Origin of the sequence: Paracoccus nototheniae (assembly GCF_004335005.1) — a bacterium.
GTDB lineage: Bacteria > Pseudomonadota > Alphaproteobacteria > Rhodobacterales > Rhodobacteraceae > Paracoccus > Paracoccus nototheniae.
In genome coordinates, this window is the sequence record NZ_RQRT01000027.1 from 12,555 (window position 1) to 25,128 (window position 12,574).

Genomic DNA, 12,574 nt, shown 5'->3' on the forward strand with positions numbered 1-12,574 from the left:
AACCTGCGGGCCGGGGCGTTGCGCCGCACCGGCCGCGTCTCTAGGCTGGCGGGCAACGCAATCGTGATGTTTCCGAAAGGGCCGCCGTGACCCAGACCTGCCCAAGCCCTGCCTCGCGGCGCCCGTCGCTGACGCTGGCCCTGCTGGCTGCACTGATCGGCAGCACCGCGCTGCCGGCGCTGGCGCAGGACGGCGAACGTCCCGCCCCCCGCCCGACCGAAGCGCAATCGCAGGTGCCCGCCGGTGGCCCGACCACCGATGGCCCGGCACCCGCCGTGGCCGCCGACACCCCTGCCGTGGTGCAGGACGCGCCGCCGATGCAGGGGTTGGCCGGGCCCTATCTGGCCGCGCGCATGGCCACGGTGGAAAACGATTTCCGCGCCGCCGCACGGTATTTCGTGCAGGCGGCCGCCCATGACCCGGACGATATCTATCTGCAGGACAGCGCGCTGGTCGCCCTGGCGTCGGCAGGCGAGGTCGACAAGGCCTCGGAGCTGGCCGCCGACCTGTTCCGGCAGGACCGCCCGACGGAACTGGCGGGGCTTCTGGAACGCGCCCGGCTGGTCCGGGCCGAGGATTGGGACGGGGTCGTCACGCTGATCGACACCACCCGCAATGCCGATCTGCCCCTGAACGAAGACCTGATGGACGGCACGATCCGCGCATGGGCCCTGCTGGGCGCCGGGCGCGCGACCGAGGCGGTGGCCGCGTTCGAGGCGATGGCCGCGACCGAAGATCTGACCCCGATCGTGAACTATCATCTGGCGCTGGCCCGTGCGCTGGCCGGCGATTACGAGACCGCCGACCGTCTGATCGTGCAATCCGAGGCCGGGGGCCATCTGATGGGCCTGATCGCCCGCGTGCAGATCCTGTCGCAGCTGGACCGCCGGGACGAGGCGATGGCGCTTCTGGACAGCGTCGAGGGGCTGGAGGCCGAACCCCAACTGGTCGCCCTGCGCCAGCGGCTGGAACAGGATCAGCCGGTGCCCTTCGATGTGGTGGCCGGTCCGGGCGACGGCATCGCGCATCTGCTGCTGTCCTTTGCCTCGGCGCTGGCCTCCAGTCCCGATCCGGAACCGCTGGCGCTGATCCATGCCCGTCTGGCGGCCTGGATCGCGCCCCGGAACCCCGAAGCGCGGCTGATGGCGGCGCAGCTGCTGCAGGATCGTCAACAGTTCGATCTGGCCGAGGCCGAATTCGAGGCCGTGCGCCGCATGGGTCAGATGCGCCCGCAGGCCGAATTGTCACGCATCGACGCCCTGTCGCGGGCCGAGCGCCCGGACGAGGCGGAAAAGGCCGCGCTGGCCCTGACCGCCGCCTATCCGGGCCTGCCGCAATCCTGGATCGCCCTTGGCGACGTGATGCGCAGCCAGGAGAAATACAGCGAGGCGGTGCCCAGCTATGACACCGCGCTGGACCTGCTGGCCGAGGCCCCGCCCGAGATCCGCTGGTTCCCGCTTTACGCGCGCGGCATCGCGCTGGAACGCGCCGGACAGTTCGACCGGGCCGAGGCCGATCTGCTGGCCGCGCTGGAGATCCGCCCCGATCACGCCAGCCTGCTGAACTATCTGGGCTATTCATGGATCGACCGGAATCAGAACCTGGAACGGGCGCTTGGCATGATCAAGCGTGCGGCGGAACTGTCGCCGGGCGACGGCTATATCCTTGATTCGCTGGCATGGGCCTATTTCCGGCTTGGCCGCTTTGACGATGCGGTGGCACCGATGGAGCAGGCGATCGCGACGATGGCGTCGGACCCGCTGGTCAACGACCATCTGGGCGACATCTATTGGAAGGTGGGCCGCCAGCGCGAGGCGCAGATTCAGTGGCAGCGCGCACTGTCGCTGGAGCCCGGCGAAAGCGGCGATGTCGATCCCGACCGCATCCGCGCCAAGCTGGACCGGGGGCTGGACGCCGTCATGGAGGACGAGGACACCCCCGTCGCCACCCACCCCAATCAGGCCCCGAAGACCGAGGCCGACGCGACCGAATGACGTCTTCTGCCATGACGGTCCCTGCGGGCGCGGTCACCGAACCCGCGCCCGCCAAGCTGAACCTTGCGCTGCATGTGACGGGGCGGCGGGCGGATGGTTATCACCTGCTGGACTCGCTGGTCTGTTTTGCCGCCATCGGCGATGTCGTGACCCTGAGGCCCGGCCCCCTGTCCCTGACCCTCGACGGCCCCTTTGCGGACGGCCTGTCGGCGGATGACGACAATCTGTGCCTGCGGGCCGCGCGGCTGGCGGGCGGGCAGGCGGCCATCGCGCTGACCAAAAACCTGCCGGTCGCATCCGGGATCGGCGGCGGCTCGGCGGATGCGGCGGCGGTGCTGCGGGCCTTGGCGCGGATGGGCCATCCGCTGCCCGCGCATCCCGAACGCCTTGGTGCCGATGTGCCGGTCTGCATCGCCTCGGGCGCGGCCCGCATGCAGGCAACCGGAGAGGTCGTGATCCCGCTGCCCGCTTTGCCGCCCTTGTCGTTGGTGCTGGTCAATCCGCGCGTGCCCCTGTCCACCCACGCCGTCTTTGCGGGGCTGGCCCGCCGCGACAACCCGGCCCTGCCGCCCATTCCCCGCTTTGCCGATGCCACAGCCCTGACCGGTTGGCTGGCCCGGACCCGCAACGATCTGGAACCCGCCGCCATCGCCTCTGCCCCGGTCATCGCCACGGTGCTGCAGGCGTTGCGGGCGCAGGGGGCGGGGTTCGCGCGCATGTCCGGATCGGGCGCCACCTGTTTCGGGATCTTTGCCGATGCCGCCTGCGCGGACCGGGCGGCTGCGACCCTTGCGCGCCATGGCTGGTGGGCGACAGCGACCGAACTGGCGCCCGGCGCCGCCCCCCGCTAGACTGCGTTCAGACTTCAGCCGGAGGATCCCATGCTGCGCCTTGGCGTCAATATCGACCATGTTGCCACGATCAGGAACGCGCGCGGCACGCCCTGGCCCGACCCGCTGCGCGCCGCCCGTCTGGCCGAGGCGGCGGGTGCCGACGGCATCACCGCCCATCTGCGCGAGGATCGCCGCCATATCAGCGATGCCGATATCGATGCGCTGATGGCCCATCTGACGCTGCCCCTGAATTTCGAAATGGCCGCCACCGCCGAAATGCAGGCCATCGCGCTCAGGCATCGGCCCCATGCCGTCTGCATCGTCCCCGAAAAGCGTCAGGAACGCACGACCGAGGGCGGCCTCGATGTCGCCGGGCAGGAACGCGCGCTGGCCGATTTCATCGCGCCGCTGGCCCGCGCGGGCTGCCGCGTGTCGTTGTTCATCGGCCATCAGCCGGCCCAGATCCGCGCCAGCGCCCGGATCGGGGCGGCGGTGGTCGAACTGCATACCGGCGCCTATTGCGATCTGGACACCGAAGGCCGTCACGCCGAACGCGAAGCGGAACTGGCCGCCTTGCAACAGGGCGCCGAACTGGCCGCCAGTCTGGGGCTGGAGGTTCATGCCGGCCACGGCCTGACCTTCGACACGGCCGGCCCCATCGCCGCGATCCCCGAACTGGCGGAACTGAACATCGGCCATTTCCTGATCGCCGAATCCGTCTTCATCGGCCTGCCCACCGCCATATCCGAGATGCGCCGCCGGATGGATCTGGCGCGGGCATGACGTTCTTCTTCACTCAAATATCCAAAATCCAACCCCGGCCATCCGCGCCATGATCCTTGGCATCGGCACCGATCTCGCCAATATCGACCGCATTCAGGGCACGCTGGACCGCTTTGGCGACCGCTTCCGCACCCGCGTCTTCACGCCCACGGAACTGGCCCGCGCCGCGCGCCGCGCGGACGAGGCCGGGACGCTGGCCAAGCGGTGGGCCGCGAAAGAAGCCTGTTCCAAGGCGCTCGGCACCGGGCTGGCCATGGGGATCAGCTGGCGCGACATGGCGGTGACGAACCTCGGCAGCGGTCAGCCGGTCATGGCCCTGACCGGATGGGCGGCGGACCGGCTGGCGGGGATGACGCCCCCCGGCCATCACGCCATCGTGCATGTGACCCTGACCGACGACCACCCCTGGGCGCAGGCCTTCGTGGTGATCGAGGCCCGCCCCGGACCTGCCCCTGCTTGACTTTTGCCTGTCGCCCGGACCATGAACGCCCCCAATGACAGCGCAGGGCGGCTGCGCGATGCCGGATCCCGGCCCATGAACCAAAAGGACCACGCGGAATGGCAACGGCTGCGCCCACGAAAAAGGACGGCATCTGGGAGACGGTCAAGACCATCTTCTGGGCGCTGGTGATCGCGGGCATCTTCCGCACGCTGTTCTTCCAGCCCTTCTGGATCCCCTCGGGCAGCATGAAGGACACGCTGCTGATCGGTGATTTCCTGTTCGTCAACAAGATGGCCTATGGCTATTCGGCGCATTCCTGCCCCTTCTCGATGTGCCGGATCTCGGGACGGCTGCTGGAAAGCGCGCCGGAACGCGGCGATGTCGCGGTCTTCCGCCACCCCACCCGCGACGTCGATTTCATCAAGCGCGTGATCGGTCTGCCGGGCGACACGATCCAGATGCGCGGCGGCAGGCTGTGGATCAACGGCGAAGAGGTTCCCGTGACCCCCGCCGGCGAGTTCATCGAGACAAAGGAACAGCAAGGTCCGCAGGGCCTGATCCCGCGCTGCGTGAACGATCCGGTCCCGCAGGGCGGCGATTGCGTCAAGGACCGCGTGACGGAAACCCTGCCCGGCGGTGCCAGCCATGACGTACTGAACATCCTCGATGGCTGGGTGGCCGACGACACCCCGACCTTTACCGTGCCCGAGGGCAATTATTTCTTCATGGGCGACAACCGCGACAATTCCGAGGACAGCCGCTTTCCCGCCGAGATCGGGGGCTTGGGCTTTGTTCCCGCCGAATTCCTGATCGGGCGCGCGGACCGGATCATGTTCTCCTCCGCGGGCAGCTCTCTGCTGTATTTCTGGACCTGGCGGGCCGACCGTTTCTTCAAGGCGGTGCATTGACGCCCTCGGCCGACATTCGCGCCTTCATGGGCCGGTTGGGGCATGATTTTGCCCAGCCCCAGCTGCTGATCCGGGCGCTGACCCATGGCTCGATCGCATCGGTCACCCGGCCCGACAACCAGCGGCTGGAATTCCTGGGCGACCGGGTTCTGGGGCTGGTCATGGCCGAGGCGTTGTTTTCCGCCGATACCGCCGCCACCGAAGGGCAGCTGGCGCCGCGCTATAACGCGCTGGTGCGGGGCGAAACCTGCGCCGCCGTCGCGCGCGACCTGTCCCTGGGCGAGGTGCTGAAGCTGGGCCGGTCCGAGATGCTGTCGGGCGGGCGCCGCAAAGAGGCTCTGCTGGCCGATGCGATGGAGGCCGTGCTGGCCGCCGTCTATCTGGATGCGGGTTTCGAGGCCGCGCGCGCCGTCGTGCTGCGCCACTGGGGCGGGCGTCTGGCGCAGGTCGATCACGACAGCCGCGACGCCAAGACCGCTTTGCAGGAATGGGCGCAGGCGCAAGGCATGCCGCCCCCCGTCTATGAACAGACCGAACGCAGCGGCCCCGACCATGCGCCGGTCTTTCTGATCACCGTGCGGCTGGAAGACGGCCGCCACGCGCAGGCCCGTGGCACGGGTACCAAGCGCAGCATCGAACAGGCCGCCGCGCAGTCGCTGCTGGACCGGCTGGAAGGACAGACGACATGACCGACGACACCGCATCTGACGACACCGGCCCTGAGGCGACCGGCCCCGAGAACACTGGCCCTGAGAACACGGGACCGGAAAATGCGGGCCCCGAAAGCACCACCCCCGCCGAGCCCGCACCCGGCGCGGCCCCGGATCAGCCCACGCGGGCGGGTTTTGTGGCGCTGATCGGCGAACCCAATGCCGGGAAATCGACGCTTCTGAACCAGATGGTCGGCGCCAAGGTGTCGATCGTGACCCATAAGGTCCAGACCACCCGCGCCCGCATCCGGGGCATCGCGATGCACGGCCCCGCGCAGATCGTCTTTGTCGACACGCCGGGCATCTTCCGCCCGCGCCGCCGTCTGGACCGGTCGATGGTGGCCGCGGCATGGGGGGGCGCGTCCGACGCCGATATCGTGCTGCTGCTGATCGAGGCGCATCGCGGGGTGACCGACGGGGTGCAGGGCATCATGGGCCAGCTGGCGCAATTGCCGAAAGCGACGCCCGTCGCGCTGATCATCAACAAGATCGACCGCGTCAAGGCCGAGACCCTGCTGGCTTTGTCCCAGCAACTGAACGAGGCGTTTCCCTTTACCGAGACCTTCATGATCTCGGCCGAACGCGGGCATGGCTGCCAGCAGCTGCGCGGCTGGCTGGCCAAGACCCTGCCCGAAAGCCCGTGGCTGTACCCCGAGGATCAGATCGCCGATCTGCCCATGCGCATGATCGCGGCGGAAATCACCCGTGAAAAGCTGACCCTGCGCCTGCACGAGGAAATCCCCTATCAGCTAACGGTGGAAACCGAAGCCTGGGAGGAAAAGACCGACGGCAGCGCCCGGATCGAACAGGTCGTCTATGTCGCGCGGCAGGGCCACAAGGGCATCGTGCTGGGCAAGGGCGGCGAGACGATCAAGGCGGTCGGTCAGGCCTCGCGCGTCGAGCTGGAGGAATTCATGGGCCGCCGCGTCCATCTGTTCCTGCAGGTCCGCGTCCGCGAGAACTGGGAAAACGAGGCCGAACGCTATGACGAGATCGGCCTGAACTACCGCGACGGCGACGACAGAAGCAAATGACCGAGGCCCGCCACTCGGAGGCAAGGCTGGCCGCGAACCTGTGGGTCGCGGCCTATCTGGCGCGGCTGGCGCAGGCCCATATCCCCGCCTATGTGCTGGCGCGGGGCGACGCGACGGCGGGGGCGGTGGCGGTCAAATGCGCGCATCTGGACGGCCAGGCCAGGCTGTGGATGCGGGAATGGGACATGGACAGCGACACCCGCCCCTGGGTCGCGATCCAGTCCGGTCCCGAAGGCGACATCGACGCCGCCATCGCCCGACAGCGGTCCCGCGACCCCGATCTGTGGGTGCTGGAGATCGAAAGCCGCGACGGCACCACCCTGCTGGATCAGCCGGGTCTGTTCTGACCTCTGGCGCCACTCATCCTTGCACTTTATGCAAGCTGCATGAGCGCCACCCCCATTCCCCAGACTGATTCGCCCAAAGGGCTGGTCTTTGCCATCGCGGCCTATGGCCTGTGGGGCTTTCTGCCGATCTATATGAAGGCGCTGGCGCATATCCCGGCGGCCGAGATCATCGCCCATCGCGTGATCTGGTCGCTTCCCATCGCCGCCGCCGTCCTGCTGTGGCAGGGCCGCGCGGCCGAGGTGGGCCAGGCGCTGCGCCAGCCGCGCCTTGTTGCGATGGCGGCGCTGACGGCGCTGCTGATCTCGGTCAACTGGCTGATCTATGTCTGGGCGATCGCCCATGATCAGGCGATGGATGCGGCGCTTGGCTATTACATCAACCCGCTGTTCAGCGTGTTTCTGGGCGCGACCCTGCTGGGCGAGCGGCTGACGCGCGGCCAGTTCGCGGCCATCGCGCTGGCGGCGGCGGCGGTGATCATCCTGACGATGCAGGCAGGCAGCCTGCCGCTGGTGGCGATCGGTCTGACCCTGTCCTGGGGGTTCTATGCCTATTGCAAGAAAAGCCTGCCGCTTGGCCCCAATCAGGGCTTCACGCTGGAGGTGCTGTTGCTGGCGCCCTTTGCCGTCGTCTATCTGATCTGGCAGGGCGCGCAGGGCCAGTCGCATTTCACCGGCGGTGGCTGGGAGATGTGGCTGCTGCTGGGCTGCGGGCCGATCACCGCCATCCCGCTGTTGTTTTATGCCAATGGCGCCAAGCTGATCCGCCTGTCGACCATCGGCATCCTGCAATATATCGCGCCGACGATGATTTTCCTTTGTGCCGTGCTGTTGTTCGGCGAACCGTTCGAGGGCGCGCGCCTGATCGCCTTTCCGATGATCTGGGCGGCGCTGGCGATCTATTCGGTGACCCTGCTGCGGCAGGCGGGTCAGCGGCGCCGCGACCGCCGTGAACTGGCCGCGCGCCGGATGCAATAGACCCGCTTGCCCGCCCACGCTGTTGCTCACCCACGCTCTTGCCCACGGGGCGCTGTCCGTGCCAGCCTTGGGCGTGAAAAGGAGCGTTCATGGCCCATCCCAGACAGCGTGTGACCCTGATCACCCTCGGCGTGGCCGATCTGGACCGCGCGGGGCGGTTCTATGCCGCATGGGGCTGGCAGGCGCATGGGCAATCCCAGCCCGGCGTGACCTTCTATCAGATGCAGGGGGCGGCGTTGGGGCTGTTTACGCTGGCTGATCTGGCCCGCGATCAAGGCCGCGCCGACGCGGTGCTGGGCACCGGGGCGATGACTTTGGCCCAGAATTGCGACAGCGAGGCCGAGGTCGATGCCGTGTTCGCGGCCGGGCTGGCGGCGGGGGGGAGGTTGCTGAAATATCCGGAAAAGGTGTTCTGGGGCGGCTATTCGGGATATTTGGCCGATCCGGACGGGCATGTCTGGGAAATCGCCCTCAACCCCTTCTGGCCCCTGTCGCCCGAGGGCGCCTTGACCCTGCCCGATGGCGGCTAGGGGCGCCTGAGGCATGGAATGGCAGGCCGAGGGCACGGTGATCGCGCGGCGTCCGCATGGCGAGACGGCGGTGATCATCGATGTTCTGACGCTGGAACATGGGCGCCATGCGGGGCTGGTGCCGGGCGGGGCGTCGCAAAAACGGGCGGCGATGCTGCAGCCCGGCGCGCGGCTGTCGCTGCGCTGGCGGGCGCGGCAAAGCGACCAGCTGGGCAGTTTCACGGCCGAGCCCTTGCGGATGCGGGCCGGGCTGATGGGCGATCCGACCGCGCTGGCGGGGCTGAATGCCATCTGCGCGCTGCTGATCTTTGTGCTGCCCGAACGTGACCCCCATCCCCGGCTGGTGATCCGCACCGAGGCATTGCTGGATCTGGTCGAGGCGGGCGGCGATTGGCCCCCGCATTATCTGGCATGGGAGATGGCCTTGCTGGACGAGATGGGTTTCGGGCTGGATCTGACATCCTGCGCGGTGACCGGGGCGACCCAGGGGCTGGCCTATGTCAGCCCCCGATCGGGCCGCGCGGTCAGCCGCGAGGGGGCCGGGGACTGGGCCGACCGGCTGCTGCCCTTGCCCGCGCTGATGGGCGGGGCGGGCGACAATCGCGGCAACGGGCTGGCCGAGGGGCTGGCCATCACCGGGCATTTTCTGGAACATCGTCTGGCGGTCGAGATGGTCGGACGGACCCTTCCCGCCGCGCGGAACCGGCTGATAGGGCGGCTGCGGCGCGCGTCTGCCGTTTGAGGCGTGTGTGACGGGGGTGCGCGGGGGCGCTGCCCCCGCCGCGTTCCGCGGCCCCCCCGGGATATTTGCGCCAAGATGAAAGGCGGGCGCCGGGGGCAGGCCCGATTGGTGAGGCCGGTGTGGTCAGGCCCGATTGGACAGGCTGGGGGGCGTGCTTATTCGTTGCCGCGTGCAGCCGAGAGCGCGTCGGTGGTCTGATCGGCGGGGCGGCCGCTTTCGAAGATCAGCCAGGTCGGGCCTTTGATGCGCAGGACGCCGCCGTAATATTCCATCTCGGTCGCCTGTTGCAGGGCTTCGAAATAGCGCTGTTCGATGGCGGCATCGGCACAGCCGGTCACGCCCGAGGTCTGCAGCGGCTCGAACGCGATGGCGGGCAGGGGGACGGTGTTCTTGGCGGCATAGCCGTTGCAGGGGCCGCGGCCCGACACGCCTTCGGGGCGGGTGGTCAGCGTGATGTTGCGCAAAGGCACGGTGCCGTTGCCGATGCCCACCAGCACGTAATCATTGGCCGGGATGCCGCCCATCGGGTCGCCTGCGGGCGTCGTCTCGCAGGCGGCGAGGGTCAGGACAGCGAAAGCGGCGGCGAAGGCGGGACGGGTCATGAAGGACATGGGGCAGGCTCCTTGGGGGCGCGGCGGATGGGCGTGGATCAGGGGTTCTGGCAGAACTGAGGTGGTTTAGCCGCATTTGTCGCCCCGATCCAGCCCGCGACCTGATCATTCCAGAAGCCTGCGGGCGATCACCTGGGCCTGAATCTCGGCCGCGCCTTCGAAAATGTTCAGGATGCGGGCGTCGCACAGCACCCGGCTGATCTGATATTCCAGCGCAAAACCGTTGCCCCCGTGGATTTGCAGGGCATTGTCGGCAGCCGACCAGGCCACGCGCGCGCCCAACAGCTTGGCCATTCCGGCCTGCAGATCGCAGCGGTGACCGTGATCTTTTTCCCACGCACTGAAATAAGTCAATTGCCGCGCGATCATGATTTCGACGGCCATCAGCGCCAGTTTGTCCGCCACGCGGGGGAATTCGGCCAAGGGCTTGCCGAACTGCTTGCGGTCCATCGCATAGGCCAGCCCCAGATCCAGCGCGTTCTGCGCCACCCCGATGGCGCGGGCCGCCGTCTGGATGCGCGCCGATTCGAAGGTCTGCATCAGCTGCTTGAAGCCCTGACCGGTGGTTTCGCCCAGAAGGTTCGCCCCCAACACCGCAAAGCCGTCGAAGGCCAGTTCATATTCCTTCATCCCGCGATAGCCCAGCACCGCGATCTCGCCTCCGGTCATGCCGGGGGTGGGGAAGGGGTCGGCATCCGAGCCGGGGGTCTTTTCGGCCAGAAACATCGACAGCCCGCGATAATCGTCGCTGCCCGGATCGGTGCGGGCCAGCAGGGTCATGACGTGGGTGCGTGCGGCATGCGTGATCCATGTCTTGTTGCCGGTGATGCGCCAGTCGTCTCCTTCGGGCACCGCACGGGTGCGCAGCGCGCCCAGATCGCTGCCGGTATTGGGTTCGGTAAAGACCGCCGTGGGCAGGGTCTCGCCACTGGCAAGACGCGGCAGCCAATGGGCCTTTTGTGCATCGGTTCCGCCGCACAGGATCAGCTCGGCGGCGATCTCGCTGCGGGTGCCCAGGCTGCCCACGCCGATATAGCCGCGCGACAGTTCTTCCGAGACGACGACCATCGCGGCCTTGGACATGCCGAGGCCGCCGAATTCCTCGGGGATGGTCAGGCCGAAGACGCCCAGTTCCGCCAGCTCTTCGATGATCGACATCGGGATCAGTTCGTCGCGCAGATGCCAGCCATGGGCGTGGGGGACGACCTTGTCATCGCTCCAGCGGCGGAACTGGTCGCGGATCATCTCCAGCTCGTCATCCAGCCCCGAGGCGCCGAAGGTCGCGGCCCCGCGATTGGCCGTCAGCAGCGCCGCCAGTTCGGCCCGCGCCTGCGCGCTGTTGCCCGCCATCAGCGCGCAGGCGTCGTCCGAGGGCTGCCAGTCGATGCCCAGATCGGACAGGCGGGCGAATTCCGTCTGGCTCATCGGAATGCCGCCCGCGATCTGGGACAGGTATTCGCCCATGCCGATCTGCGCGATCAGATCCTCGATGGGGCCGCTGATGCGGGCGGACCAGGCCTGCAGCTGGCGCAGCGCCAGGGCATAGGTGGCCAGCCAGGACAGGGCATGGGCGGCGTGCTGATGGCGTTCCAGCAAGGCGGGATCGACCCGGCCCGCAGGGGCGGTCAGAGCGCGCAGGGCGTCGGTGGCGCGGCTCAGCAGGTCGTCGATCTCGGACAGGACGCTGTCGGTCCGGGGCTGAAGGTCTTTCATCGATTCGTCCTTTTGCGGCATTGCAGCATGGGTAGCGCCTTCGCATCCGCAGCGCAATAATTATGCGTGAATGACGGCTATTGCGATCCAATATGTCGCAAGCGTTGTGGTGGGGCTGGAAGGCCTGGAAATGCCTGCCGAACCGGCCTTTTCCTTTCCGGGTGGCGCGGCTAGCGTGCCGCCATGTTTGGATTGGAACTGTGGCAATTCGTGGCGGCCTTTGTGGTGACCGCCTTCGCGGGCTTCGTGAAGGGCGCCTTGGGCTTTGCGATGCCGATGGTCATGATCTCGGCCTTTGGGTCGATCATGCCCGCGCCGGTGGCGCTGGCGGCGATGATCCTGCCGACGCTGTTCACCAATATCCAGCAGGCGGTGCGCGACGGACGGGCCGAGGCGGTGGCATCCGCCGTCAAGTTCCGGCTGCATATCGCGATGGTGGCGATCTTTATCTGCGTCTCGGCGGGGTTCGTGACGCTGATCCCGCAATGGGTGATGTACGGGGCCCTTGGCGTACCGATCACGCTGTTCGCTTTGTGGCAATTGTCGGGGCGACCGCTGGTCCTGAACCTGCGTCACCGGCGGCGGGCCGAAGGGTGGTCGGGCGTCATCGGCGGGCTTTACGGCGGCATCTCGGGGATCTGGGGGCCGCCGCTGATCGTCTATCTGTTGTCCGTCGGCACGGAAAAGCGCGAACAGGTGCGGGTGCAGGGCGTGGTGTTCCTGATCGGCGCGGTGGTGCTGACCGTGGCGCATCTGTTTTCGGGCGTGCTGAACGCGGCGACGCTGCCCTTGTCGCTGGTGCTGTGCATCCCGGCCTTTGGCGGCATGATGGCGGGCTTTGCCTTGCAGGACCGGCTGGATGTGGGGCAGTTTCGCCGCTGGACGCTGGTCCTGCTGATCCTGACCGGGCTGAACCTTGTCCGCCGCGCCTTTGAAATCTGGAGCCTGTAAG

The 12,574-nt window shown here is 67.9% G+C and carries 14 protein-coding genes; 12 read left to right on the forward strand and 2 right to left on the reverse strand.

Features of this window, described 5'->3' with window-relative positions; all coding sequences use genetic code 11:
• The first annotated feature begins 86 nt into the window (after positions 1-86).
• The 11 genes from EG885_RS11410 to recO all read left to right on the forward strand — a co-directional run bounded on the left by EG885_RS11410 (position 87) and on the right by recO (position 9,298).
• Complete coding sequence (locus EG885_RS11410; protein WP_131574603.1) at positions 87-1,994, forward strand: tetratricopeptide repeat protein; 1,908 nt, start codon at positions 87-89, stop codon at positions 1,992-1,994.
• An 11-nt stretch (positions 1,995-2,005) separates the two neighbouring features.
• The gene (locus tag EG885_RS11415; protein WP_131574604.1) at positions 2,006-2,845 is read left to right on the forward strand and encodes a 4-(cytidine 5'-diphospho)-2-C-methyl-D-erythritol kinase; all 840 of its coding nucleotides are present in this window, start codon (positions 2,006-2,008) and stop codon (positions 2,843-2,845) included.
• A 30-nt stretch (positions 2,846-2,875) separates the two neighbouring features.
• Positions 2,876-3,610: a pyridoxine 5'-phosphate synthase gene (locus EG885_RS11420; RefSeq protein ID WP_131574605.1), complete on the forward strand. Its 735-nt coding sequence runs from the start codon at positions 2,876-2,878 to the stop codon at positions 3,608-3,610.
• 49 nt (positions 3,611-3,659) lie between these two features.
• A complete protein-coding gene (gene acpS, locus EG885_RS11425; RefSeq protein ID WP_131574606.1) occupies positions 3,660-4,070 on the forward strand; it encodes a holo-ACP synthase in 411 nt (136 codons plus the stop codon).
• 98 nt (positions 4,071-4,168) lie between these two features.
• On the forward strand, positions 4,169-4,960 hold the full coding sequence (gene lepB, locus EG885_RS11430) for a signal peptidase I (protein ID WP_131574607.1): 792 nt from the start codon (positions 4,169-4,171) through the stop codon (positions 4,958-4,960).
• A 26-nt stretch (positions 4,961-4,986) separates the two neighbouring features.
• Positions 4,987-5,649, forward strand: a complete 663-nt coding sequence (gene rnc, locus EG885_RS11435) for a ribonuclease III (RefSeq protein ID WP_379106288.1) — start codon at positions 4,987-4,989, stop codon at positions 5,647-5,649.
• The gene (gene era / locus EG885_RS11440) at positions 5,646-6,704 is read left to right on the forward strand and encodes a GTPase Era (protein ID WP_131574609.1); all 1,059 of its coding nucleotides are present in this window, start codon (positions 5,646-5,648) and stop codon (positions 6,702-6,704) included. The genes rnc and era overlap by 4 nt, the downstream gene beginning before the upstream one ends.
• Positions 6,701-7,051 (forward strand): DUF1491 family protein, encoded by a 351-nt coding sequence (locus EG885_RS11445; protein WP_131574610.1) that lies wholly within the window; start codon positions 6,701-6,703, stop codon positions 7,049-7,051. Before era ends, EG885_RS11445 begins: the two co-directional genes overlap by 4 nt.
• Before the next feature lie 39 nt (positions 7,052-7,090).
• Complete coding sequence (rarD, locus tag EG885_RS11450) at positions 7,091-8,026, forward strand: EamA family transporter RarD (RefSeq protein ID WP_131574611.1); 936 nt, start codon at positions 7,091-7,093, stop codon at positions 8,024-8,026.
• An 89-nt stretch (positions 8,027-8,115) separates the two neighbouring features.
• Positions 8,116-8,556: a VOC family protein gene (locus EG885_RS11455; protein WP_131574612.1), complete on the forward strand. Its 441-nt coding sequence runs from the start codon at positions 8,116-8,118 to the stop codon at positions 8,554-8,556.
• Positions 8,557-8,569: 13 nt separating this feature from the next.
• Positions 8,570-9,298: a DNA repair protein RecO gene (gene recO / locus EG885_RS11460; protein ID WP_131574613.1), complete on the forward strand. Its 729-nt coding sequence runs from the start codon at positions 8,570-8,572 to the stop codon at positions 9,296-9,298.
• A gap of 155 nt (positions 9,299-9,453) precedes the next feature.
• On the opposite strand, the gene EG885_RS11465 is transcribed toward recO, so the two are convergent.
• A complete protein-coding gene (locus tag EG885_RS11465; protein ID WP_242679618.1) occupies positions 9,454-9,909 on the reverse strand; it encodes an META domain-containing protein in 456 nt (151 codons plus the stop codon).
• A gap of 105 nt (positions 9,910-10,014) precedes the next feature.
• Complete coding sequence (locus tag EG885_RS11470) at positions 10,015-11,622, reverse strand: acyl-CoA dehydrogenase family protein (protein ID WP_242679619.1); 1,608 nt, start codon at positions 11,620-11,622, stop codon at positions 10,015-10,017.
• A 183-nt stretch (positions 11,623-11,805) separates the two neighbouring features.
• Here EG885_RS11470 and EG885_RS11475 point away from each other — a divergent pair, with 183 nt between their 5' ends.
• Positions 11,806-12,573: a sulfite exporter TauE/SafE family protein gene (locus EG885_RS11475; protein ID WP_131574615.1), complete on the forward strand. Its 768-nt coding sequence runs from the start codon at positions 11,806-11,808 to the stop codon at positions 12,571-12,573.
• Position 12,574 lies beyond the last annotated feature (1 nt).